The following is a 26,483-nucleotide window of genomic DNA, read 5'->3' as shown; positions in this document are numbered from 1 at the left end:
TAATTAGTAAAATGGCAAATCTAAGTTTTCAAAAAATTCTTATTGAAATATAATTATTTTATACTCAAATCATCAATTTGATTTTTCACACTTGCATTTAATGAAATTATTTTTTCTTCAATACTTTTTTGAAATTTTTTTGAATCATCAACAAATAATAAACCGCGACTCATATTTATTATAAAATTACTTTTCCCATTCAGATAAAATGTTTTAACAACATCTTCGAGACTTCCGCCTTGCGCACCAACACCGGGAAGCAATATCGGCATGTTATTAAACAATTCTAAACTTTGAATTAATTCTTCAAGTTTTGTAGCACCAAAAACGATCCCACAATTATTATGAATATTCCATTCATTGATTTTTTTAATTACTTCTTGATATAGATAATTTCCGTTTTCCAATTTTAATTTTTCAAAATCTTCAGCACTTTTGTTTGATGTTAATCCTAAAATAAAACTTATTTTATCTTTAAATTCCAAGAAAGGATTAACAGATTCATTTCCCATGTATGGATGCAATGTAACCGCATCAAAATTAAAATATTTAAAAATTGATTCAGCATATTTTTGCGAAGTGTTTCCAATATCTCCTCTTTTTGCATCCGCAATTATAAATGTCTCTCGACCAATAAAATCAACAGTTTTTTCGATAATATCAAATCCTTTTGTTCCAAATTTTTCATAAAAAGCAAAATTAATTTTGTATGATGATGCATAATTTAATGTTGCTTCAATTACTGATTTATTAAATTCCAAAACAGAGTTTAGTTTTTTTTCAAAGTGTGATGGAATCAAATTTAAATCTGTATCCAATCCTACACATATGTGAAATTTATTTTTTGTTTTCGATTCAAGTTTTTGTTGAGCTGTCATAAATTTCTCGATAATTAAATTTGTTCGCGTCTATTTTTATAAAAATTTAAAGCAATTCCAATTAAAGTCATATTTACAATTAGTGAACTTCCGCCATAACTTAAGAAAGGTAAAGGTAAACCAATAACCGGTGCAACGCCAATATTCATCCCAATATTAATTGCAAAATGTGTAAACATTAAAGCTAAAATTCCAATAACAACCGTACTGCCAAAAATATTCTTTGTGTGTGTTGCAATACTAACAAGTTTGATAAATAAAATTATAAAAAGTGAAATAGTAATAATGCTTCCAACAAATCCAAATTCTTCGCCAATTACACAAAAAATAAAATCTGTCCATTGCTCTGGAATAAATCTTAATTGAGTTTGATTTCCGTGTAGAAAACCTTTTCCCATAATTCCACCGGAGCCAATCGCCACTTTTGTTTGCATTATATTATATCCGGCACCGAGTGGATCTGCAGACGGATTTATAAATGATTCAATTCTTTTTTGCTGGTGAGGTTTTAAAAAATTTATTCCGTAATCCATTAAAAATGCAGCGGATATATTTAAAACAATAATTGATGCATTGACAAAAATATTTCTTCTAAAGTAAATTAAAAGTCCAATGACTAATGCCATTGAAATAAAAAAAGTTGCAAGACCGAAAAGTGAAGCAAATACAACAATTACAGGGGATATAACTAAAAAGAACCAAAACAAATCTACACCACTCCAGAAAACCATTATTAACGAAATAATTACATATACAATTGCTGTTCCCATATCTGGCTGCAACAGAATTAGTCCGACCGGAATTAGGGTAATTACCGAAATCAAAAATAAATCAGAAACATTATTAGGATTTCTTTTTTTCCTAGTTAGAAAGTATGCTAAAAATAGAATCAAACCAATTTTTGCAAATTCAGAAGGTTGAAATCCAATTGGTCCAAAACTAACCCAGCTTTTAGATCCATAAACTGTTTTCCCAATAAATATTACAGCAACCAAGCCTAATAACGTAAATGCATAAACCGGAACTGAAATAAATCTATATGTTTTATAGGGAATTAAGTAAGCAATAAAAAATAAAATATATGCAATAAATGCAGAAAAAAGTTGCTTATTAAAATTTCCATATGCCGTTGGATGAGTGTATGTTGCACTATATACTGCAGCTAAACCAATTGCAGTTAATAATGTTATGGTGATGAATACAATAATATCAAATTTATCTAATATTTTATTTGTTGATTCCAAATTTAATTCACACTTGAAATTGGAAAATTATTTCCTTCTAAATTCTCTAAATATGCTTTTATTACTTTTTGGGCAATTGGGGCAGCATGAGTTCCACCAAAACCAACATTTTCAACTATAACTGCAACGGCAATTTTTGGATTTTCATATGGTGCAAACCCAATAAATAATGCATGATCTTCACCATGTGGATTTTGCGAAGTTCCGGTTTTTCCTGCAATATTAATATTCGGTAGTTTGATATGTCTTGCAGTTCCATATCCATTAACTACTTTAAACATTCCCTCTCGAACAATATCAAATGTTTTTTGAGAGATATTTACAATTTTATCTTTATAATCAATATTGAAATCTACGTTTTTTATTCCTTCTATATATCCTTGCAAAACATGTGGAGTTTTTGTTCTACCTGAATTTGCTAACAAAGCTGCATATTGAGCAAGCTGCAAAGTTGTAACACTAAATTCACCTTGACCAATTCCTAAACTTACAAGTGTTCCTTTTGTCCATTTGTTTTTACCAAACGCTCTATCATAATATTCCGTATCCGGAACAATTCCTTTTGCTTCAGCACTTAAATCAAAACTGGTTTTATTTCCAAATCCGAACATTCTTAAATACCTAGCCCATCTATCTAAACCAATATCTAAAATTAATTTATAGAAAAATGTATTACACGATTTTTCAATTGCCGGAATAACACTAATACTGCCATGATTTCCATGACATTTAAAAAATCTATTCCCAAATTGAAATCCGCCACGACAATATACAGTTGAATGTTCATCAATTATTTTTTCTTCTAAACCAATTATTGCTCCTAACATTTTATATGTTGATCCAGGAGGATAAATTGAATTAGCTGCTCTATCAAACAACGGTTTTTGCGGATCAGAGCTTAGTTTGTTTATTAGTTCTCGCGAAGTATACGCTGCAAAGGCTTCTAAATCATATTCCGGCGCACTAACATATGCTAAAATTTCTCCAGTTGATGGTTCAATTGCAACAAGCGATCCGGTTTTCCCTTCGAACTCTGTTTCTGCAACTTGTTGAGCATTTTTATCTATTGTTAAAATCAGATCTTTTCCTTTGGTTGGATTTATATCTTGTGAACCCTCAAGGTATCGGCCAATTGTTTTTCTTCTGGAATCAACTAAAATAAATTCATATCCTTTTGAGCCTCTAAGCATTTTTTCATATGATCTTTCAATCCCGCTAATTCCAATAAAATCTCCTAAATCATAATTATTTTTTTCCTTTTCTAATTGGATTGAATTTATTTCTCTAAGATATCCAAAAATGTGAGATCCCTTTATTCCATATGAATAATCTCGCTGCATTTCAACAATTATTTCTACACCTTTTAATTTTTCACTATGCTCTTCAAACCAAACAACATTGCTAAAATTTAGATCTCGTTTTATAATACGCGGTAAATATTTTGAATAAATTTTATTCTTGTCAAAAATTTTATTTATTGTACCTTTTTCAATATCAATTATTTGCTCAATGGTAGAGTTAAAATTTGTATCGTATAATTCCGGAGTAATGTGCAAATTATAAGTTGGTTTGTTGCTTACTAAAACATCTAAATTTCTATCAAAGAAAATCCCTCTTGGTGCTTGCAGCGGTTTCTTTTTTATTGAATTGTTATCTGATTGCAAAGTATATGAAGTATGTTCAAGTATCTGCATTTTAATTAGTTGAAAAGTAAATGTAACCCCAACAAAAATTATTACGGCAATAAAAATATTTCTTCTTAATCTTGATCCAAATATTTTATCACTCATATTATTTTTTAGTTTTGTTAAAAATTACAAACGGAATACTGATTGCAGCAGTATAAATTCCGGGTAGAAGACCACTTTCAAACACTAAATATGATGAAGTTAATTTGATTTCGGAACTTGTTAAAAGTAAATAGAATAGCGAGTTTAACGAGGAAGAAATAAATACTACAACAATAAAAAACATTGTTTCTAAATTAAATTCTATTTTATTTTCATTATAAAAATATCCGGCTGAAAATCCAGCAATAGTGTTGGAAAACATTGCAGTTCCCAAAATTCCTCCGGAAATAATATCAAATAAAATTCCGTAAATAGAACCTAATATAGTTCCGGTTAATTGCCCAAATTTAAGCGAATAATAAACTAGTAAAATAATAATTAAGTTTGGAATTATTGAACCAATTGCTATCATCGGAACAAAAATAAATTGCAAAAAAAGTACCGGTAAAAAAATGAAAATTGGTAATATGATTTTGAAAATTCTTATTTTAATCCTCCACTAACTTTTGTGATTAAAGAATCAAGTTCAAAATCCTTCTTCTTTTTTAAGATCAAAACATTTTTAATTTTATTTACATCCACAAAAGGTTTAACTTTTATATTACTGAGAATTCCGGAAATTGTACTTTCTTTATTTGATATAACTCCAACCGGAATTGCCGGAGGAATTATTGTACTTAATTCAGACACAATAACTCTGTCACCCACTTCAATATCTTCAGTTGTTGGAACATTTTTAATTTGTAAGTCTTTTCCATCCCAATTTAATACTCCATCTACATTACTTCTTTGATCTCTTACTGCAACTTTAAATAAACTATTTTCCAATGTTCTTATTGTAGAATAATTTTTTGAAACATCCGTCACAATTCCTACTAAACCTTTATCCGTTATTACCGGAAGCCCAATTTCTACACTATCTATTGAACCTTTTGAAATTATGAAATAACCGCTGATTTTTGATACAAGTCGTGATACAATTTGAGCAGAAATTAATTTATAATCCGACTTTGTTTTAAACTCAAATTGCCCTTTTAATTCATCAAGTTCATAAGCATAATCTCTAAGTTCATTTACTTGAAGCATAAGCTGAGCATTGTTTTTTAACAATCCTTCAATGTGTTCAGTATCTTCAAAATAATTACTAATATCTAAAACTATTTTGTTAAAAGTTGCAAATATTCCAAGTGAAAAGAGTCTAACATTTTTAACCTTTTGATTTTCGTTTAAGGTTATTATAAGAAGGCTTAAAATTAGAAGTAGTATTAATACAATATATTCTTTAAAACTGTTTAAAAATGTTCTAACAAATTTTGACATTAGTAACTTCTTTTTCGAATAAATACTTTGGAATACTTATTCATATTTTCGATAACTTTTCCGGCTCCGTTGACAACAGCTAATAATGGATTTTCTGCAACGTGTACCGGCAAATTAGTTTCCATACGAATTCTTTCATCTAATCCTTTTAATAAAGCCCCGCCCCCGGTTATTATTACACCTCTATCCAAAATATCAGCGGAAAGTTCCGGTGGAGTTCTTTCTAACGATTGCTTAACACCTTCAACAATTTGCGTAATATTTTCATTTAATGCATCTCTAATTTCTACGGAACTAACCTCAACGGTTTTAGGAATTCCGCCAACTAAATCACGACCTTTAACTTGAATTGTAATTTCTTCTTTTAACGGAACGGCAGAACCAACTTCACATTTTATTTTCTCACCAGTTCTTTCACCAATTAAGAGATTATAATTTTTCTTAAAAAATTGAATTATTGCATTATTCATTTCATCGCCGGCAATTCTTAAAGATTCCTCGTTTACAATTCCATCCAATGCAATAACAGCAATTTCTGTTGTTCCGCCACCAATATCTAGAATCATATTACCAACTGGTGCACTAACATCAATTCCAACTCCAATTGCTGCAGCCATTGGTTCCGCAATTAGATGAACTTCTTTTGCACCAGCATGTTCTGCACTGTCTCTTACAGCGCGTTTTTCAACTTCTGTTACTCCGCTTGGAACCGCAACAACAATTCTCCTACTCGAAAATGCTCCGCGGTTTACTTTCTTAATAAACTCTCTAATCATTCCCTCAGCAATTTCAAAATCGGCGATTACACCGTCGCGCATTGGTCGGGAAACTCTTATTTGACGGTGTTCTCTACCTTGCATTTCTTTAGCTTTATTTCCTAGTGCAATAATTTTTTTTGTGTTTCGGTCAAATGCAACAATTGAAGGTTCATTTAATACAATACCTTTACCTTTAACATAAATTACAGTATTTGCAGTTCCAAGATCAATTGCTATATCAGTTGAAAATAAATCGAAAATTCCCATAAACCCTCTTAATGTTTAAAATTTCTAATTCCGGTAAACAACATTGAAATATTTTTTTTATTTGCAGCTAAAATAACTTCTTCATCTCTTACTGAGCCACCGGGTTGAATTATTGCTGTAATTCCGCTATCCGCAATTTGTTCAACTCCATCAGCAAATGGGAAAAATGCATCAGATGCAGCTACTGCATTATCTAAATTGTGTCCGTTCTGCATAGCTTTTTCAACAGCAATCCTTGATGAATCTACTCTTGACATTTGTCCCGCACCAACTCCAATTGCCATTTGATTTTTACAGAAAACTATCGCATTCGATTTTGTATGTTTACAAACAACCCACGCAAATTTTAAATCTTTATATTGATCTTCGGTAATTTGTTTTTCAGTTACAGTTTGCAATGTATTTTCCGGAAAAATACTATTATCGATTTCTTGAGCAATTATTCCATTCGGAATACTTCTAAATTGTAATTTCTGATTACTAAATTCGGCAGTAAATTTTATAACTCTCCTATTTTTTTTTTGCTTTAAAATTTCCAATGCTTTTTCTTCAAATGAAGGAGCACAAATTACTTCGGTAAAAATTTCATTTATTTTTTCGGCAGTTTCAACATTCACTTCATTATTGAAAGCAACAATTCCACCAAAAGCAGAAACCGGATCACATGATAATGCTTTTACATAAGCATCTAAAACATTTTTTCCGGTTGCAGCACCGCAAGGATTTGTATGTTTTATAATTGCACATGAATTATTATCGAGTTCATTTACTAAATCTACAGCAGCAACTAGATCAATAATATTATTGTACGAAAGTTCTTTTCCGTGAAGTGGAATAAAATTTTCGTAGAAATTTCCATATAAATATGCTTTTTGATGTGGATTTTCTCCATATCTTAATTCGCTATGTAATGGAAAACTTATTCTTAAATTTTTCTGTTGGTTTGTTATTTCGCGTTCAAAAAAATCTGCAATTATTTTATCATACTGAGCCGTGTGTGAAAATGCTTCTGCCGCAAGTTTACTTTTTGTTGTATCGCTGATTTCTGATTTTTCTAATTCTTCAATAAATGATAAGTATTGGTCTGAATTTGTTAAAACTGAAATAAATTTAAAGTTTTTTGCTGCAGCACGAATTAAACTTGGCCCTCCAATATCAATATTCTCAATTTTTGTTTGCTGATCAACATCTTGATTTACAACTTTTGCAAATGGATATAAATTAACGCAAACAATATCAATCGGATCAATTGAATTTTCATTAGCTTCATTTAAATCATTTTCATTATCACGTCTGTACAAAATTCCGCCAAATATTTTTGGATGAAGCGTTTTTAATCTTCCGTGAAATATTTCCGGAGAACCGGTGTAAATAGAAATTTCAGTACATGCAATATTATTTTCTTTCAATAATTTTGATGTATTTCCTGTTGCTAAAATTTCGTAATTATTTTTTATTAATGAATTTCCTAATTCAATAATTCCCGTTTTATCAGAAACACTAATTAATGCTTTCTTTTTCAAAATTAATCCCGATCTATTATTACTCTGTTATCAACCATACTAATTTTATTTTCTGCAAATTTTTGAATTACATATGGAAGTAATTCGTGCTCAATTTTCAAGACTTTTTCTGCAATTTCTTCAGGAGAATTTACTGAAGAAATATCAACAACTTTTTGATCAATTATTTTTCCGTTATCGTAAATTTCATCAACAAAATGAACTGTTGCGCCGCTTACTTTTGCTGAACTTTCAAAAACTGCTTTATGAACATTTAATCCGTACATTCCTTTTCCGCCGAATGCAGGAAGTAACGCTGGGTGAATATTTATAATTCTATTTTTGAAATTACTAATTAATTCAACCGGAATTTTTTTTAGAAAACCCGCTAAAATTATTAGATCAATTTTTAATTCTTTTAACTTTTGCAACAATTCATTGTAAGAAGCATTTTCAGAATTTTGTAAATTATTGTTTAAAACTATTTTCTTAATTTTTTCATCATCACAAATTTCAAAAGCTTTACAATCATTTTTATCGCTTACAACAATTAAAACTTCTGCTTTCAATTTCCCAGATTTTATATTTTGAATAATTGCAGATAAATTTGAACCTCTTCCTGAAACAAATACTGCCAAATTGAGCATAATAAACTTTTATTTAGTTACCGAATAATTTAGATAATTTCTAAGTTATTGTAAATTATATAGTTACTTATCTTTTAGTTCAATTTTAATTTTATTGATATAAGATTTTATCTGATTTTTTCTTCTATAATTATCTATTTCCGAAACTGCACGAATATATTGTTTTGCTGCTGCAAACTTTTTTTCCGACATACTTATTTTTGCTAAATTTACATAAGCCATTGGTTTTATCCAAAATGAGCTTTGTAAATCATAATTTTTAAGCTTATTTGAAATTTCTTTTGCTTCGGAAAATTTATTCATCTCAATTAAAGAAGAAGATTTATATGTGAGCAAAAGTGATTTGATTTCATTGGACTCAACAGAATCAATAATTTCATTTACACTTTCAATAACTTTTTTATCATTCCCAGATAAAAATAAATTTTCAATTTTAATTTGAAATTCCCACTCTTTTGAAATACCTTTTTCCAAAAATTTCAAACTTAATTCTTTAGCATAATTATCATCTTCAATATCCAAATTTCCATTTGATGCAAGTACTGTATATTTTCTATATTCATTTGGATTACTTAAAAAGTGATAACAAATTGCGGCTCTCAAAGATGCAATTCCGGTATAATCTATTGTTTTTGTTGTCTGCAAAAATTGATGATAGTATTCCAAAGCTTTTTCAAAATTGTTTTGTCTAAAATAAACATCGCCCAATAAGAATTTAGAGAATGAAATTGTCTGCGAAAATTTTGGATGTCCGTTATTTAGAATCTCTTCTAAATCAATTTTTGCTTTATATAAATTTTTTGATTTAATATTTTCAATTGCTCTTTGGTAAACTAAAATATTATTTTTTGGAAATTCTTTAATAAGAGGATTAAGTAAAATAATTGCATTTTTATAATCACTTAAATATTCATCATAAAGTTTTGCAAGATGAAATTGAAGCTCAATTTTGTCTTTTTTGCCTTTGTAAAAAGCTTTTTTAACAAGCTCGAAACCATTGTTATCATTTGCTGAAAGTCCGGTGAAAGTTAACGCCCAAGAAAAAAACGAGGGTACAAAAGTAAGTGCATATTCAAAAATTCCGATTCCGCCTTGAGCTGAATAATATGTTGAATCAATTTCTAAAACATCTTCATAATAGCCAACTGAAGTTTTTGTTGCCCAAAATGCATCCAAGGAATTTGCATTTGCAGCACTCATCATTGCTTTGTATTTATAAATATTCCCAAGCAAATATAAAATGTGAATATCGTTTTCTTCATCTATAATTTCATTACATTTTGTTATTACTGAATCTGAATATTTTTCAAATTGTTTTAAATCGGAAGAATTACTGCTTCCTAAATAATACCACAAATAAATTTTTGAAAGAATTAAAAACGCTTCTGGTCTTTCACGTTTTTTTTCAATTGCAGAATTTAATAAATCGATAGCTTTTTCAAATTCATAATTATAAATCAGTCTATCGCTTCTTTCCACTAAATTTTGGTAATTCTTTAAATTTTGCCCAAAACTTAAAGTAGCAAATAAAAGTAAAAATATTTTAATCAATTCTCTTTTTTCCCTAATGAATATTCAACAGCAGCTTTTACAAAATCTCTAAAAAGTGGATGAGCATTAGTTGCTCTTGATTTTAATTCGGGATGGAATTGACAGCCTACAAACCATGGATGATCAAAAAGTTCTATCATTTCAACAAGTTCTCCATCTGGAGAAACTCCGCTAATTAACATACCATTTTTTTCTAAATCTTCTCTGTATTTATTATTTACTTCATAACGATGTCTGTGCCGTTCATTAATTTTTTCTTTTTTGTATGCACTTTTTGTTTTAGAGCCTTTTGTAACAATGCATGGATAGGAACCTAACCGCATTGTGCCGCCTTTGGCTTTAATTTTTAATTGTTCCGGCATTATATGAATTACGCTAAATTGATTTTTAACAAATTCCGCACTGTTAGCTTTTTTAATTCCTAAAACATTTCTAGAAAATTCAATTACTGCACATTGAAGTCCAAGACAAATTCCAAAAAAGGGAATTTTATTTTCTCTTACATACTGAATTGCAACTAATTTCCCTTCAATTCCGCGCTCGCCAAAACCGCCAGGAACCAAAACTCCATCTATTCCTTTTAATAGATTTTCTGGTTTGCGCTTAGTAAAATCTTCAGCACTTATATATTTAACGTGAACTTTAACATCATTTTCTGCGCCGGCGTGAATGAAAGATTCCGTAATACTTTTATAAGCATCTAAATAATCCGTATATTTTCCGCAGACAGCAATATTTACAGAACCAGTTGGATTTTTCACTTTTGAAACAAATTCTTCCCACTTATCAAGATGAATATTTATATCGGAAAGTTTTAACTTTTTTAGAACAAGTTTATCAAATTCTTGTTTGTGTAAATTAAGAGGCACTTCATAAATTGTAGAACAATCGTAAGCAGAAATTACTTCATTTGAATCAACATTACAAAATAAGCCAATTTTCTTTCTTATTTCTTGCGATAATTCCAATTCAGATCTACATACCAAAATATTAGGCTGAATTCCTAATTCAAGTAAAGCCTTAACACTGTGTTGAGTTGGTTTTGTTTTTAATTCACCAGCCGATTGAATATATGGAACAAGAGTTACGTGAATATTTATTGCATTTTTTCTTCCAAGTTCAATCATCAGTTGACGCATTGCTTCCATAAAAGGTAAACTTTCAATATCGCCAACTGTTCCGCCAATTTCGGTTATTACAATATCATACTTTCCGGTATTTGCAAGAACTAACATTCTTCTTTTAATTTCATCAGTTATATGAGGAATTACTTGTACCGTTGCACCAAGATAATCACCTTGTCTTTCTTTTGAAATTACTTCATGATAAACTTGTCCGGTTGTGGTATTATTTGCTTTGGACATATTTTCATCTAAAAATCTTTCATAATGTCCAAGGTCAAGATCGGTTTCTGCCCCATCATCGGTTACATAAACTTCACCGTGTTGAAACGGACTCATGGTTCCCGGATCAACATTAATATAAGGATCAAATTTTTGAATTGTTACGGAATATCCTCTTTGTTTTAGCAATAAACCTAAAGAAGCTGCCGTTATTCCTTTTCCAAGTGAAGAAACAACACCTCCGGTAACAAAAACAAACTTCACTTTTTTCTTAATTCTCATTTCGAAAATGACCTTATATTTTTTAAAATAAGTGTAAAAATAGGAATTTTTCTTTAGCTAAAAAACAAGTGATAAACTAATTCTAAAAAAAGTTTACTTTTTTAAATTTTCAGATAATTTTTTTACTAATCCCGAGTATTTTTTTTCAATTTTGAAATCAAATTTGTAAAAATATTCCGGTCTAAAAAATCCGGTTGTAACATAAGCAAATCCTTCATCTTTCATTCTATTAAAAAATTCATTCATCAAAGCTTCACTAACACCTTTTCTTCTAAATCTATTTGAGACAACAATTTTTTCCATATGAACAACTTCTTCTTCAAATTGATTATAAAACATTCCTCCTATTATAAATCCTCTATCAGAAATTGCAACCAAAAATTTATGTTCTGGTTTAAAACTAACTTGCATATTTCCATCAATAAATAATTGATATAATTTTGAAATTTCTTTTGGTGTAATCGGCTTTCTGATATAGAATGGATTTCCTTCATGATCATCAACTTGAACAACTAAATTAGCTGCGTGATCTCCTTCTGTTGCAAGATGTAAAAATGATGCTGAATCAGTAGGTTTTAAATGCGGATAACTTAATCGAGTAAGAAAATAAATTTCTTTATCGCTCAATTCAAATTCACTTTGAATTCTTGACAATTCCCGCAAAAACTCATCTTTGGTAATTTTTCCATCATGTTGGAAAAGACATAACTCTCTAATCAAATTTTTAAAATCTTCATTTGATTCTTTAAATACTGTGTGAAGGAAAAATCTCGTTCTTGTTTCCGGATGCTTTTTTTCTAATCCAACTAAATTATAAGTATCATAAAGTTCATTTAACATTTGCGCTTGAGCTTCAAAAGAGGCTTCAGTATTGAGATTATTCCATCTTCCAAATCTTTTAACTGCGAAGTATAGCTGTTTTGGAATATATCCGTTTTTCTTAATGCTTGCTAAAAATTTTTCCAACTGAAATACTATTTCATGATTTTTTTCAGTATCATTTTTCAATTCCAATAAAAATAGACTAAGAATTTCTACACCTTCATATTCTCCTTCGGCATTTATTAAGCCCGGAAAAATATATTTCCATGACGAATCTTTTTTTACCCAAGGATATTTTGTTTCAATTGGAACAACAAATTTATTGTAGAAATTAAAAAATAAGTTTGAAAAATCTGTAAACTGGGAACGATCCGATAAAGATGTAAATCGTGTTCCAAGCTGATAATCATGTGATGGAATAATTAATTTATCGGGAGTTGGGTTTGTTAATTGCAGATTTCCAGAAGTTAACCTCCAAAAATTAATGTATGCGGCAGTTGCATTCCAAATAAAGAACGGCCAAATGTAATAATATTTTTCCATTGCATTTTGTTCGTCTTTTTTCACGTCCCTTGCAAATAAATTTTCAACATTTAATCCGGGTTGATATTTTTGTGTCCAAACATTATATTCATCCCAATATCCGCCAAAGTCTTCAACTAATTCAGTAACAAAAAATCTGGAGCCAGCAAGAATTAACCAGTTAACTTCGGATTTAATTTCAGCAACATTTCTATTTTTATTTTGATGAAAAATAATATCAAACGAGCCTTGCAGACGTGTTTGAATTGAAATTCTGTAAAGCATTAATTGCTCTTCATCCCTTATTTTGCTTATCCAAATGCCTCTTGGTAAAATATTATTTAAACTAATTAAAACTCCTTTTGAAAAAAGAAAAACGGCTTCTTTAATAATTTGAGTTGTTGAAATAACTTTATTTAAAAGTAATTTTTCATCATCATTTAAATCTTCCTCAAAAATTAATACTTCATCCCATCCATATTCTTCACCAGTTTCACTATCAACTGCAACCGTTTCATTTATTCCAAGCCATTTTCTAAATCCATCGCGCATTTTTGTTCTATAATCTTGAGCTAATTTAGATAGTTCCGGCCAATCTTCAATCAATTGAATCTTTACAAGTTTCCTTCGCATTTCTTCATATCTTGTAGGATGTTTAATTCCCGTTTGCGAGAGAATTTTTAGTAAGGTGGAAATTATTGTTTCATTAAGATTTTCAATTTTAAATTTAAGTTGAACATATTCATTTAAAATTTCATCAAGTAAATCCAATGAATCCAAAATCTTTTTGCTGCTCACAATATTTTCAATAATATTTTCATCGAATAGAGCTTGTCCGTCTTTCAAATAAATTTCAAATATCTTTTTAATATTATTTTGTTTTGTGTGTTTTATTGCAAGAAGAAATAATTGTTTTCTTACTTCAAAATTTTTTACAAGACTTGGTTTATCTAAAAAGTAAAGTGCAATTTTAAATATTTCTTGATGTTCATCTTTAAAAAGCGAGTTCAAATATTCAATTGAAGAATTTCCATTGTCAAAATTATCTGATTGAATTAAATGAATTGCAAGATGCAAACCGTATAATGATTTTTCTCCTGCTTGATGAATTTTGTTTAGCTGTAAATAACTTTCCGAATAATCAAATTCTGCAAAATTATTTCCCGTAAATTGAATATTTTCATCTTCAATATTTTGTCTGTACCATTGCAGAATTGTATCATCCGTAAATTTTACAAACTCATCGTTGCCAATCCAGTAAATTGGATTTATTAAAAATTCGTGAAGATCAATAAATGGTTTACTGATTCTAAAATTAAAATTTCCTATTCTAAAATTATTTTTATCATTTTTTTGAATTGTAACTTTTCTATCAAGTTTTGGTATTGATAAAAATCCATTTTCAACTTTTAAATCTCCGCTTAAACAGCCTCTTTCTCGCAAGAACCAATTAGGTATTTTTATTTCAATATTTTCTAGATAAAGTGAATAAAAATCCTTTTTATAAAGCTGATCAATTAACGATTTATAATTTTCTTCAATAACTCTGCGCTTAAAAGTTCCTTTGGGAGTTAGTTCTCCGCTCTCTAAAGTAAAAGGATTTTCAATAACTTTAAAATCAACTATTCTTTCAAATGGTGCTAAAAATTTATTTATAGTTACAATCAGATTAGAAAAATATTCATTCTTCTGATTTTCATTCATGTTTATAAAAATCTGATTTTCAAAATCCGGATGAATTAAAACTGTATTAAAAGGTCGGTGATCACCAACAACAAAAACTTGCTTAACAATTTCAAAATCTCTAAATAGATTTTCAATTCGTTGAGGTGCAATGGTTTCACCTTTTATGTTTTTGTAAATTTCTTTCTTGCGATCAATAATTTCAATAAATCCATTAGAATCCATTTTCATAATATCACCGGTTGGAAACCAACCATCAATAAATGTTTCTTCTTTTGTTTGATCAAAATATCCAGGCATAACATAATCGCCTTTAACTAATAGTTCACCGTCATCGCCTAATTTTATTTCTATTCCCGGTAGCGCTTTGCCTAATGAATTTGGAATATATTTTCCGGGTGGAGTCATGGTTATTCCGCCAGTAGCTTCGGTCATTCCAAATCCGCTCATAAGTTGAATATTATTTTTCTGGAAAAACTGAAATACTTCGGAAGGCAAATAACCGGCAGCAGACAGTCCCCATTTTAAATTTCCGCCGGTAATATTTCTAACTTCGTTAGAAATATTTTCATCAGAATCTGCTTCAACATCAACTTTTGATGATATAAATTCGTAAAGCTGTATCCACTTTTTAGGAATGCTAATAAACACAGAAGGATGAACTAAATTCATATTTGCAATCATAGTTTCTGCAGAAGGATTTTCCATAAAAGCATAAGTTGCACCCCAAAAAATGCTTCCCACCAATTCAAGCCATCTTCCAAAAGTATGATAAAGTGGAAGATAAGCTAAAAATAAATCTGAATCGCTGATTTCAGGCAATGCAATTGCTCTGCAAAATCTTTTAAACACAATATTTTTTTGCGAAAAAATAATTCCTTTTGGTTCACCGGTTGTACCCGAAGTATACATCAGTGTTGCTGTATCAGTGTTTTGTAAATCATTAAAGACCAATTCATTATTTTCTTTTGGATGAAGATTTAAAAATTCATTAAATGAAATCACCCAATCTTCCGCGCTCGTTCCGTCAATGAGCACACCTTTTTTCAAATATGGCAAATCTTTTTTTATTGATTTTAATTTTGCTAATTGTTTGTCATTTGCAATTAGAATAACATCGCACTTGGTTTGATTTAGAATATATAAAATATGTTGGGAAACGGAATTTGCTGGAATCATAACATTAATAATTCCGCTATTGAGACAAGCCAAATCCAGCAAAGCCATTGTTAAACTATTTTCAAGTAAAAATGCAACTCTTGGTTTTTCTATGTGTTCACTAAGCAAAACAGAAAGCGATTGCGAATAACTTCCAATAATTTTATTTGTTTCATTCCAAGTGTAATCTTGAACTTTATCACCTTTTATAACTTTAAATAAAACTTTTTTCCCATATTGATTTGTTCTTTGTTGAAACAATTTTCTTGTATTGAAATTTGTTTCTTCAACAATTTTAGAAATTAAGTTTGTCCAATTTTTATCATCAAAAATTTTTCTTAAAAATTCTGAGTTTCTGATAAAATTTAGAAAAGTGTAAAGTATGTTTTCAATAATAGATTTAGTTGGTTCATTGTTTGTGTTTAAACTTTCAAAAAGTTTTTCACCGAATTTATAAAATGATTTTTCATCAAATTTAGATACAAAAACTTTTACAAAATCTCCTTCATCTATTGATGTAAATAACTGTGAAAGTTCACTCACATTTTCAAAATTGATGAATAAGTCATTTTGAAAATCATTAATGAAATCAATTAATTTAGTAATTAGTTCATTTATTTCTTCATTTGATAATGTTGATTTTCCAGCTTGAAATTTTTGTCTAAGTTCAATTAAATTTTCTAAAATCATTGAAAATAATCCTCAAAAATTTGTAATAAAAAAAAGGGATGCGAATACATCCCTTTTATTCAGTTTCCAGAAATTAGGAAAATAAAATCAATTTATGAATTTGCATTTTTAATCCCAGCAGCTTCTTCGAGCATTTCTGTTGTAACAGATTTTGGACGTTCGATTGGGTAACCAAGTCCACGATCCCAAATAATATTTGCAACAACACCAAAAGCTCTTCCAACTGCAAAAAGAACAGTGTAGAAATCATATTCTTTTAATCCATAATACCATTGAATAACTCCGGATTGTGCATCAACATTTGGCCAAGGATTTTTTGCTTTACCTTGTTCTAACAAAATAGGAGGAACAACTTTAAATAGTAAATCAACATATTGGAAAAGCGGATCATTTGGTAAATGTTTCAAACTAAATTCTCTCTGCGCCATATAGCGTGGATCAGTTTTTCTTAAAACTGCATGACCAAATCCAGGAATTACTTGTCCGCCTTTTAATGTATCCCAAACAAATTGTTTCATCTCAGCTTCAGTTGGAACTTTTCCGCCCATTTGATCATAAACACCATGAAGCCAGCTTAGTACTTCTTGATTTGCAAGTCCGTGCAAAGGTCCGGCAAGACCATTTGTCATTGCAGAAATTGAGTAATATAAATCCGAAAGTGCACTTGCAACTAAGTGACCAGCGTGTGCACTAACATTCCCGCTTTCATGATCGCTGTGAAGAATGAAATACATTCTTGCAACATCATCATAAGGTTTTGCTATTCCCATCATATGAGCAAAATTTCCGCCAAGATCTAATTTTGAATCAGATTCAATAATGTCACCATTTTTATATTTCAATCTGTAAATGAATGCAGCAATTCCCGGAATTTTTGCAAGAAGATTTAACCCATCTTCATAAGTCGGAGCCCAATAATCATTTTTCTTTAAATGACCGGAATTGTATTCTTTAACAAATTCAGATTCTTTTTGCATTGCTAAAATTGCTGTTGAAAACATTACCATTGGATGGGAATCTTCCGGCATAGCTTTTAAGATATTAAATACGTATTGCGGAACTTCATGACGTTTACTAAATTCTTCTGCAACAGCTTGAACATCTTCCATCGATGGAATATCGCCAGTTAACAAAAAGTAGAAAAATCCTTCCACATATGGCATTTCTCCGCCGGGTACTTTTGGAAGTTTTTCTAAAACTTCGGGAATGGTAAATCCACGGAATCTAATTCCTTCAAACGGATCGAGATAGGAAATATCGGTAACAAGACTTTTAATATCTCTCGCACCTCCAATAACTTGACCAATATCAACTTCATCAATTTTAACATTTCCAAATTCTTTTAAAAGACGAGTGGTACGCGGGCGCCATGCTTCAATTTTCTTAAACAACTTTTCTTTTAGATCTGACATGTTAACCTCCGGTTTGAATTCAAATAATTAATTAACTTTTTTACTTCCGAAGTACTTATTATGCCATTTTGATCGAAACGAAATATCTTAAGTTTTGAATTAAAGAGATTCTTCACTTCGTTCAGAAAAACAAATAAATCTTCAGAAGTTATTGATTATTACTTTATACTATAAAAATACTCTTATAACCTAATATAATATTTTCCGCTAATTAAAAACAGGGATAACGAAATTTTTGAAAACTTTATTTTATAAATTTGAATGCCGACAACTTTCCGCTAAGAATTGCACTTTCAATAGTTTGTGGCAAACCGGTATTTGTCCAATCTCCAACAATTGAAAGATTTTTTATTTTCGTTACTATTTTATTTCGAAAGTTTTCAAATTCAGGTGTCGATTTTATTGTTGCCCTTTTTTCTTTTATCACTAAACTCTTTATGATTAGATCTTTTTCAAAATTCTTAAAGTATTTCTGAAGTTCATTTATACAAATTTCCAAAATTTGTTCTTTTGATAATTCAACAAATTTATTTGCGTCGCTTATTACAATTGAGATGTATTTATTATGATTAAAAATCCAATCTACTTCAGAATCAATTAACGCAACAAACTTTTCCGTGAAAATATTTTTTTTCAGTTTCATATTTACCGAAATAATTGCTGAATATTCAAACTCTAAAAAATCACTTTGAAGTAATTTCTCATTGCAATTTAATTTGAGTATTTGATAAGGTGGGATAGCTAAAATTACATTTTCAAAATCTGTAATAGTTCGTAAATCAGTTTTTAATTCAGTGATAATATTATTATAAATTTTTATACTTTCTAACTTTTCGGAAATGGAATAATTAAAACTTGTTTGCTTCAAATATTCTAAAGAAGGATCAATAAAAATCTTACTTAAATTTTCTTTTGGAGTTAAAATTGTGGTTGATTTATTTCCAGCAAGAAATATTTTCTTCAACATTTTATTAAATAATACAGCAGAAGCCTCATCAATATTGGTGTTTAGTGCACTAATTGCTAAAATTTCCCAGAAGGATTTTATTGCATTTTCTGATTGGTTGTTTTTTATCAAATATTTTTTGACAGAAATTTTTTCTAAATTTTTATCATTTTGAAATGAAATTGAACTGACAAATCTTATAAAATTAAATTTGTCTTTTTTCGTAAGCGAATTAAAATTCCAAATAGCAGAAAGTAAATTTATTGGATAAAAATATTTTGAAGCATCAATAGTAAAACTTTCACCAACTTTATTTTTATAAATAATTTTTAAATTATCTTGAAATTCTATTTTATTAATTGCATTGGTAATTTTCAAAAATTCCAATGTTGATTTATATGCACCCAAAAGTAAATGCTGCCCATTATCAATTTCTGAATTGAAAGTTTTGTTAAAAAAAGAATATGTTCTTCCGCCAAGTTTAGGTGATGATTCAATTAATTCAACTTTGCGGTTATTCTTGGATAGATATACTGCTGCTGATAATCCGGCTAACCCGCCGCCAATGATTATAGTTTTAGCCATTTACAAAACGTTTTATATTTTATAAAAACAAATAAAGCAATAAAAATTTTGTTGAAATTTGACACGCTAATTTTTTTAGAAAAAACATTAAAATTTTCTATTTCAATTTTATCTAGAAGCCGTAAATAAATATATTCCATTGCTCGTGCAGTAAACATATTTGATTTATCTTCTTTTGATAAATACTTATCCCCATCTCTATAAAATTCTCTTGCCCTTTCAGCTTCGAATTTCATTAAATCACAAAAATTTTCATTGTAAACTGAATTCATTAAATCAAATTCTGAATAATTGAATTTTTCTAAATCTTCTTTCGGTAAATAAATTCTATCATTTTTTACATCAACATTTACATCACGAATTATATTTGTTAATTGAAGAGCAATTCCCAAATTTACTGCAAATTTTTCCGTGGTTGAATTTTTATACCCAAAAATTGGAATTGTCATTAGTCCAACTGTGGATGCAACATTGTAACAATATTTTTTTAACTCTTCAAAATTTTCAAATCTATTTTTTTCTAAATCCATTTCAACGCCGTCAATCAAATCAAAAAACGGTTGAGTAGGAATTTTATAAAATTTTATAACATTGTATAATTCAATTAGTAATGGATTTTCTGATTTTCCATTTAAAGATTTTTCAAAATCATTTTTCCATATTTTCAGATTAGCAATTTTTTGTTCTTTTGATTCTTTTGAGTTATCAACAATATCATCTGTCATTCGACAGAATGCATATATTGATTTTATTGCATTGCGTTTTTGTTTCGGTAAAAATGCAAAAGTGTAGTAAAAACTGCTTTTACTTTTTTTTGATATTTGTTGTGCTGTTTCTATATTATTTCCTGAAAATTAAAGCTGATAAAAATATTTTTACGAAATCTAATTTATTCAATTTTGGTCTTTGATTTAATACATCAAAATTTATATTTTCTATTTTCTGCAAAATTGCTTCACCGCCTTTAATTGTAACCAATATTTGCATGCGCAATCTTAATGGTAAAAAGTTTAATAATTTTCTTCCTTCTGAAAACATTTTTCTTGTACGTTCAATTTGAAACGTCATTAATTCAACGAATTGAATTTTATTACTCGAAGTATTTTGAAAATCAGTTTCTTCGATTGAAAATTTTTGCATTTCATTTTGAGGAATATAAATTCTTCCTTTTTGAAAATCCACAGAAACATCTTGATAAAAATTTGTAAGCTGAAGTGCAGTACAAATAAAATCGGAATATTTTTCAATTTCATTATTTTTAACGCCGTAAATTTCAAGAATAATTCTTCCAACCGGATCAGCACTATTTTTACAATAATTTAATAAATCATCAAAACCATTATATCTAAATTTCATTAAATCTTGTTTAAATGCTTTTATCAAATTAATAAAATTTTCTTTTGTTAAATTTTTTGTGATTATGGTGTGATGAAAAACTTTCCAAAAATCATTTTCATAATTTTGATTGAAAGCTAAATTTAATTCATTTTCATATTTCTCAAGTTCAACTATTTTTTTTTGGTTTGAAAAATTTCCTTCATCAGCAATATCATCAGCTTGTCTGGCAAATTGATAAACAACAGCAATAAATTTTCTTAAATGTTTTGGAGTAAAAAATGATAGTACGGGAAAGTTTTCGTAATGAGAATTTGTAAATTCAATTGCTTGATTATAAAGATGTGATAATTCGGAATTATTATTTTCGTTACTCAAAAATTTTACCACATTATAAAATTCGTGCCCGGAACAGGATTCGAACCTGCACAGGATTGCTCCCACTAGGACCTGAACCTAGCGCGTATACCAATTTCGCCATCCGGGCTTTTGTTTATTAATCTTTTTAGAAATTCTTTTCCAATGCCAGATTTTAAATATTTTTCTCACTTTCGTGCTTCAATTCTATTATCACAACTTTCAAAATAAATTAATTCAAATGGTTTATAGGGTTTTGTCGCTTTTGCTAAACCTTTATTATGTTGAATTAATCGTTTTTCAAGATTGTTGGTTAATCCAACTTAAATATAATTTTTACAAGTACTTTTTATTGCATATACTTTAAACATTTATCTTAGCGCGCCTGCCTACCGGCAGGTAGGTATACCAATTTCGCCATCCGGGCTTTTGTTTATTAATCTTTTTAGAAATTCTTTTCCAATACCAGATTTTAAATATTTTTCTCTCTTTCGTGCTTCTAATTTTGAAATCCAAGAAATATTTTTTCCTTTGTAACTATGAAAAATTATTCGTCAATTTCTTGTGCTTCATAGGAATTACTATCCGGTTTATAAAATTTAGTATATAAATTCACTTTTGTATCTCTTCCTTTTACAAAAGGAATTGGGATGTCTTTAAGATTTATATAATCAATTAATTCACCAGTAGAACAATCGCTTGAATATAATCTTGGATTTCCAAACTGATAAATAGATTCTCTGCAAAATTTAACGGTCGTGATATTTCCACTTTCAGGAAACGAAAAAGATTCAAATGGAAAATCGAGTTGTGCATAAACTTCGCGCATAAAATTTGACCAAATTGGATTTGCAGCTTGCGAACCTTGTCCATATTTTCCAGTAAATGAAACACGTCTATCATCAAAACCAACCCAAACTCCAGCAGCTAATTGCGGAGTAAATCCCATAAACCATGCATCTCCATAATCTTGTGTAGTTCCCGTTTTCCCAGCGGCTGGTCTATAAAATTTATGTATTGATCTTGTTCTTGCTCCGGTTCCTTCATTTAATGCAGTTTCAAGCATGTTTGTAATTAAAAATGAAGTTTCGGCAGATAATCCTTCTCTGGAACTGTGTGAAAACTGGTCTATCATTATTCCGTCTTTATCTTCAATTTTGAGAATTGAAATAGGTTCGTTGTAAATTCCTTTATTGGCTAAAGTTGCATAAGCAGAAGTTAATTCCATTAAAGTAACTTCAGAAGTTCCAAGTGAAATTGACGGAACTAAATTTAATTTAGTTTTTATTCCTAATTTATTTGCAATTCTTCCTACTTGCCATAACTCAACGTGACCTTCGATAATTATTCGTGCACTAATTAAATTTTCTGAGGTTCTCAATCCGTCTCGAAGTGTCATAAATCCGCCAGTAGTATTATCAAAATTGTGCGGATTCCAGCCTTCGTAATTGAATTCTTGATTTATAATTGGGAATGCCGGATATAATCCATTTTCTAGTGCAGTAGTATAAACAATTGGTTTGAATGAAGATCCGGGCTGTCTTTTAGTTTGTGTGGCATGATTTATACCGTAGCTGAAATCTTGATTTTTCCCACCTATCATAGCCCTTATTTCACCATTTGTTGCATCCAAACAAACAAATCCAACCTCAATTGTCTGCGCAATAGTTTTTACGGAATCAATAAATGATTTTGAATTTTTTAATTTTCTATAAATTCTTTTCTTTTCTTCGCTTCTCACCGCTTGATAATTTTTATCATTCTTAATTGCTTTATCAACTAAATCATCTAAAACAGATTTATTACTTTCCCACTTCCAATATTTATCAAATAATTTTTGATATTCATTCAAATGATCTTCAGCTGCTTTATTTGCAATTTTCTGCATTTTACTATGTATTGTTGTATAAATTTTTAAACCATCTTCATAAAGATTATAACCATACTTATCTGCCATTGATTCCAATTGTTTTCTTACATGTTCAACAAAATGAGGTGCCATTGAGCTTTGCATTCCGTCATTCAAATTTTCAGCAGTAAGTTTTAACGGAACATCTTTTAATTTTTCATATTCTTCTTCAGATAACATTTCATTATCAACCATATTATACAAAACCACATTTCTTCTTCTCAGAGCATTTTCTGGTCGGCGAATCGGATTATAATAAACATGTGATTTCAGCAATCCAATAAAAACTGCAGCTTCCGGAAGCGTTAGATATTTTGCACTTTTCCCAAAATAATTTTGAGTTGCCATTTCAATACCATATGCTCTGTTTCCGAAAAAGGAATTGTTCAGATACATTTCAAGAATTTCTCTTTTTGTATAAGTTTGTTCAATTTGAATTGCAGTAAACCATTCTCTAATTTTTCTTACGCCGGTTTGAAATAAATTTTCGCGGGCAACTTTAAGATCATATAAATTTTTTGCTAATTGCTGTGTAATTGTACTAGCGCCTTCTTTTTTACCAAGGAAAATTGTTTTAAACATTGCTTTAATAAATCTGCCTAAATCAACTCCCCAGTGATCATAAAATTTTCTATCTTCTGTAGAAATTAAAGCATCAACTACAAATGATGGAATGCTATCAATACTAATTTCTCTTCTGTTTTCTCTATAATATTGACCGATAATTTCATTATCTATACTAATTACGTTACTAGCTAAACTTTGTTTGGGATTTTCAAGCTGATCTAACGAAGGCAAACCGGAAACAATATGATTGTAAAATAAATATCCGATTAAAAGAAAAAAAACTATAAATCCAATTCCAAGTGTGTAAACTAATTGTTTATTTTTTACTTTAAGAAAACCCGATTTCTTTTTTGCCATTAACTATTCCACTCAATAATTTCAAATTTTTGATTTTTGAAAATTCCGTAACAAGGTTTATCCAACCAAGTTCCTAAATTTATGTATTGTCCACTTTTATAAATTTCATTTTTACGTTCATGCGAATGCCCGAAAATTACAAAATCGTAACCATTAACAATTATTTTTTTTGCGGAATTTAGTAATCCGTCATTTTCACCATATGATTTTTGCGTTGTATAATTTCTGCTTTTTTTACTTGATGAACTTGCAAGCCAAATTCCTAAATCCGGATGAATTAGTGAATAAAATTTCTGAACATTTTTATTTCTTAAAACTTTTTTCAGAATTTTATAACCCAAATCATTTTCAACCAAACCATCGCCGTGAGCAAGAAAAAACTTTTTATTTTCAATTTCGATTTTCAATTCATTTTCATAAAGTTTAACGCCAATTTCTTTCTCAAAAAAATCTCTGTGCATAAAATCATGATTTCCAATTATATAATGTACTTCAATTCCGCTTTCAACCAAATCCGCAATTGAAGTTAAAGTTCTAAAATATCCTTTTTGAATAACGCGTCTGTACTCAAACCAGTAATCAAACAAATCACCTAAAATGAAAAACTGATCACAATTATTTTTAGCAAATTGTAAAAAATCAACGAATTTCTTTTCTCTTAATTTTTCATTTTCTTGAGAAAGTAATCCAAAATGCAAATCAGATATAAAAATTGATGCCAATTAAATCTCGAATATTATCAGATTGTAAATTTAACACTTTTTATTGTTCTATTTTTTAGAAATTTATTTTTCTTTGATTATTTGATTTTTTCTAAAAGCCAGCCACCCATTTGGATCAAGAACTAAATTTTTAACATTTTGACTATAATTAAAATTAAAAATACTTTCTCGTTTATTAACAATAATATTTTCTGTAATAATTGAATCATTTTCAAATTCGAAATTTATTTCAAGCGGAAAATTGTATTCTTCATAACCTTCTTGAATTTGATTTATTTTTAACAAAATTTCATTGGGATTGTTTCCCTTATTTATTGAATATTCTAACTCTATCAAACCATTTCCATTAAAAACCCATTGATCAAAAAACTTTGTTAAATCATTTTTGCTAAATTCTTTTGCAATCTTTATAAAGTCATTAGTCGAAGCATTTTTATATTTGTAATTTTCATAATATTTTTTGAGAAGTTTGAAGAAATTTTCATCACCAATTTCTTTTCTTAACATATGTAAAACCCAAGCGCCTTTATTATAAATTATTCTATCAAATAAATTTTCCGGATTGTACAAAGTTGTTCCATTAAAATCTGTTAAAAAAGATTGCATTGTAGATTGCAGTGAACTAAATCCACTTTCATTTTCCCAATACAAAGCTTCTGAGTAAGTTGCAAATCCTTCATTAAGCCAAATATCTTTCCAATTTGATAAAGTGATTGCATTTCCCCACCACTGATGTGCAAGTTCATGAACTAAAATATCCGTAAAAAATTGTGAGCCGCTTATGAAATTTTTTCCAATGGAAGTTACTGTTTGATTTTCCATTGCGCCGAAACTCCATAAAAATTCTGAAACTCCGTATTTTTCATTTATGAAAGGATATTCTCCAAAAGTTTGGGAGAAAAATTTTATTGCATTTGGATGAATACTGAAATCTTTTTTTGCTTTTTCTAAATCTTCTGGAAAAACGTAATAAAGAATTTTCATAGAATCATTTTTATCATTCACATAATAATCTTCAAATATTTTATACTTTGCCGCAGAAAAATAAATTAAATAAGTTGATATCGGATAATTTGTTTTCCAATGATATGTTTTTTTATCATTTTCCGTTTTTACATTTTCCAAAATGCCATTTGAAACTGCGGTTAATGAAGAATCACAAATAATTTTAATATCAGCCAAAACTTTATCATTCGGAAAATCATTACACGGAAACCAAGTTGAAGCATAAATTGGTTCATTCAAAGTATAAATTACTGGCGTTTTATTATTTTCAGCAAATCTAAAAGAACCAAATCCCAAACTTTTAGGAGTTCCGGAATATTTTATTTTTATTGAAAATGTATCAGCCAAATTTTCTTTAGAATTTACAATTATTTTATCATCTTCATACAAATAATTTGCGGATTTGTTGTTGAATTCCACAAGCGATATATCAAAATTATCATGGAAATTTAATTCAATTTTATTAAGATTTTTACTACGCGAAATTCCGGTAATTATTGTTGTTCCAAAGATTTCTTCTTTTTCTGGTAAAAGTTCTATTTCTATTTGATAATGTAAAATATCGAGCTTTCTTTGGTTTTCTGATATATATTTTTCAATTTCAGAAATTTGAGAAGGGTTAAATCTAAAACCATTTTCGATAAATGTAATTCCGTCATCCGTGGAAACATTAAATATATTTTTTAATGCAAAAACTAATACTGTAAGACTTAATAAAATTAAGGTCAAACATCCAAAAAAGAAATATTTTTTCTTGACTTTCATTGTTAAAAAAAGTAATTAGTGAACTAAAACAGAGTATATTTTTCCACAAATTTCAAATGACAATTC

General features: G+C 28.9%; 18 protein-coding genes, 1 tRNA gene and 1 pseudogene. All 20 read right to left on the bottom strand.

Annotated elements, in window-relative coordinates:
* Positions 1–53: 53 nt before the first annotated feature.
* The 20 genes and pseudogenes from pyrF to IPM32_10685 all read right to left on the bottom strand — a co-directional run bounded on the left by pyrF (position 54) and on the right by IPM32_10685 (position 26,381).
* Positions 54–878: an orotidine-5'-phosphate decarboxylase gene (pyrF, locus tag IPM32_10780; protein MBK8945735.1), complete on the bottom strand. Its 825-nt coding sequence runs from the start codon at positions 876–878 to the stop codon at positions 54–56.
* 14 nt (positions 879–892) lie between these two features.
* Positions 893–2,122 (bottom strand): rod shape-determining protein RodA, encoded by a 1,230-nt coding sequence (gene rodA, locus IPM32_10775; protein ID MBK8945734.1) that lies wholly within the window; start codon positions 2,120–2,122, stop codon positions 893–895.
* 2 nt (positions 2,123–2,124) lie between these two features.
* The gene (gene mrdA, locus IPM32_10770; protein MBK8945733.1) at positions 2,125–3,912 is read right to left on the bottom strand and encodes a penicillin-binding protein 2; all 1,788 of its coding nucleotides are present in this window, start codon (positions 3,910–3,912) and stop codon (positions 2,125–2,127) included.
* Position 3,913: 1 nt separating this feature from the next.
* Complete coding sequence (gene mreD / locus IPM32_10765; protein ID MBK8945732.1) at positions 3,914–4,405, bottom strand: rod shape-determining protein MreD; 492 nt, start codon at positions 4,403–4,405, stop codon at positions 3,914–3,916.
* Entirely contained in the window at positions 4,396–5,232 is an 837-nt protein-coding gene (mreC, locus tag IPM32_10760; GenBank protein MBK8945731.1) for a rod shape-determining protein MreC, read from the bottom strand. The genes mreD and mreC overlap by 10 nt, the downstream gene beginning before the upstream one ends.
* On the bottom strand, positions 5,232–6,257 hold the full coding sequence (locus tag IPM32_10755; protein ID MBK8945730.1) for a rod shape-determining protein: 1,026 nt from the start codon (positions 6,255–6,257) through the stop codon (positions 5,232–5,234). Before IPM32_10755 ends, mreC begins: the two co-directional genes overlap by 1 nt.
* An 8-nt stretch (positions 6,258–6,265) precedes the next feature.
* The gene (purH, locus tag IPM32_10750) at positions 6,266–7,780 is read right to left on the bottom strand and encodes a bifunctional phosphoribosylaminoimidazolecarboxamide formyltransferase/IMP cyclohydrolase (protein MBK8945729.1); all 1,515 of its coding nucleotides are present in this window, start codon (positions 7,778–7,780) and stop codon (positions 6,266–6,268) included.
* 2 nt (positions 7,781–7,782) lie between these two features.
* Complete coding sequence (locus IPM32_10745; GenBank protein MBK8945728.1) at positions 7,783–8,406, bottom strand: phosphoribosylglycinamide formyltransferase; 624 nt, start codon at positions 8,404–8,406, stop codon at positions 7,783–7,785.
* 63 nt (positions 8,407–8,469) lie between these two features.
* Positions 8,470–9,957: a hypothetical protein gene (locus IPM32_10740; GenBank protein ID MBK8945727.1), complete on the bottom strand. Its 1,488-nt coding sequence runs from the start codon at positions 9,955–9,957 to the stop codon at positions 8,470–8,472.
* Complete coding sequence (locus IPM32_10735) at positions 9,954–11,582, bottom strand: CTP synthase (GenBank protein MBK8945726.1); 1,629 nt, start codon at positions 11,580–11,582, stop codon at positions 9,954–9,956. Before IPM32_10735 ends, IPM32_10740 begins: the two co-directional genes overlap by 4 nt.
* Positions 11,583–11,675: 93 nt before the next feature.
* The gene (locus IPM32_10730; GenBank protein MBK8945725.1) at positions 11,676–16,457 is read right to left on the bottom strand and encodes a GNAT family N-acetyltransferase; all 4,782 of its coding nucleotides are present in this window, start codon (positions 16,455–16,457) and stop codon (positions 11,676–11,678) included.
* 92 nt (positions 16,458–16,549) lie between these two features.
* Positions 16,550–17,869, bottom strand: coding sequence for a citrate (Si)-synthase (locus IPM32_10725; protein ID MBK8945724.1), 1,320 nt, complete (start codon positions 17,867–17,869; stop codon positions 16,550–16,552).
* Between the two features lie 244 nt (positions 17,870–18,113).
* Entirely contained in the window at positions 18,114–19,400 is a 1,287-nt protein-coding gene (locus IPM32_10720) for an FAD-dependent oxidoreductase (protein ID MBK8945723.1), read from the bottom strand.
* Positions 19,385–20,239 carry a presqualene diphosphate synthase HpnD gene (hpnD, locus tag IPM32_10715; GenBank protein MBK8945722.1) on the bottom strand — a complete coding sequence of 285 codons (855 nt, stop codon included), beginning with the start codon at positions 20,237–20,239 and terminating at the stop codon, positions 19,385–19,387. Before hpnD ends, IPM32_10720 begins: the two co-directional genes overlap by 16 nt.
* A 1-nt stretch (position 20,240) precedes the next feature.
* On the bottom strand, positions 20,241–21,113 hold the full coding sequence (gene hpnC, locus IPM32_10710; GenBank protein ID MBK8945721.1) for a squalene synthase HpnC: 873 nt from the start codon (positions 21,111–21,113) through the stop codon (positions 20,241–20,243).
* 25 nt (positions 21,114–21,138) lie between these two features.
* Positions 21,139–21,222 (bottom strand) — tRNA-Leu (locus IPM32_10705).
* 58 nt (positions 21,223–21,280) lie between these two features.
* A pseudogene (locus IPM32_10700) lies at positions 21,281–21,463 on the bottom strand (GIY-YIG nuclease family protein).
* A gap of 176 nt (positions 21,464–21,639) precedes the next feature.
* Positions 21,640–23,925, bottom strand: coding sequence for a PBP1A family penicillin-binding protein (locus tag IPM32_10695; GenBank protein ID MBK8945720.1), 2,286 nt, complete (start codon positions 23,923–23,925; stop codon positions 21,640–21,642).
* On the bottom strand, positions 23,925–24,647 hold the full coding sequence (locus tag IPM32_10690) for a UDP-2,3-diacylglucosamine diphosphatase (GenBank protein MBK8945719.1): 723 nt from the start codon (positions 24,645–24,647) through the stop codon (positions 23,925–23,927). The genes IPM32_10695 and IPM32_10690 overlap by 1 nt, the downstream gene beginning before the upstream one ends.
* A 63-nt stretch (positions 24,648–24,710) precedes the next feature.
* Complete coding sequence (locus IPM32_10685) at positions 24,711–26,381, bottom strand: M1 family metallopeptidase (GenBank protein MBK8945718.1); 1,671 nt, start codon at positions 26,379–26,381, stop codon at positions 24,711–24,713.
* Between the last annotated feature and the right edge of the window lie 102 nt (positions 26,382–26,483).

The sequence above is a fragment of the Ignavibacteriota bacterium genome, from assembly GCA_016716225.1.
Classification (GTDB): Bacteria; Bacteroidota; Ignavibacteria; order Ignavibacteriales; family Melioribacteraceae.
Note: the sequence above shows the minus strand (reverse complement) of the source record. Positions and strands in the feature narration are given on the sequence as shown.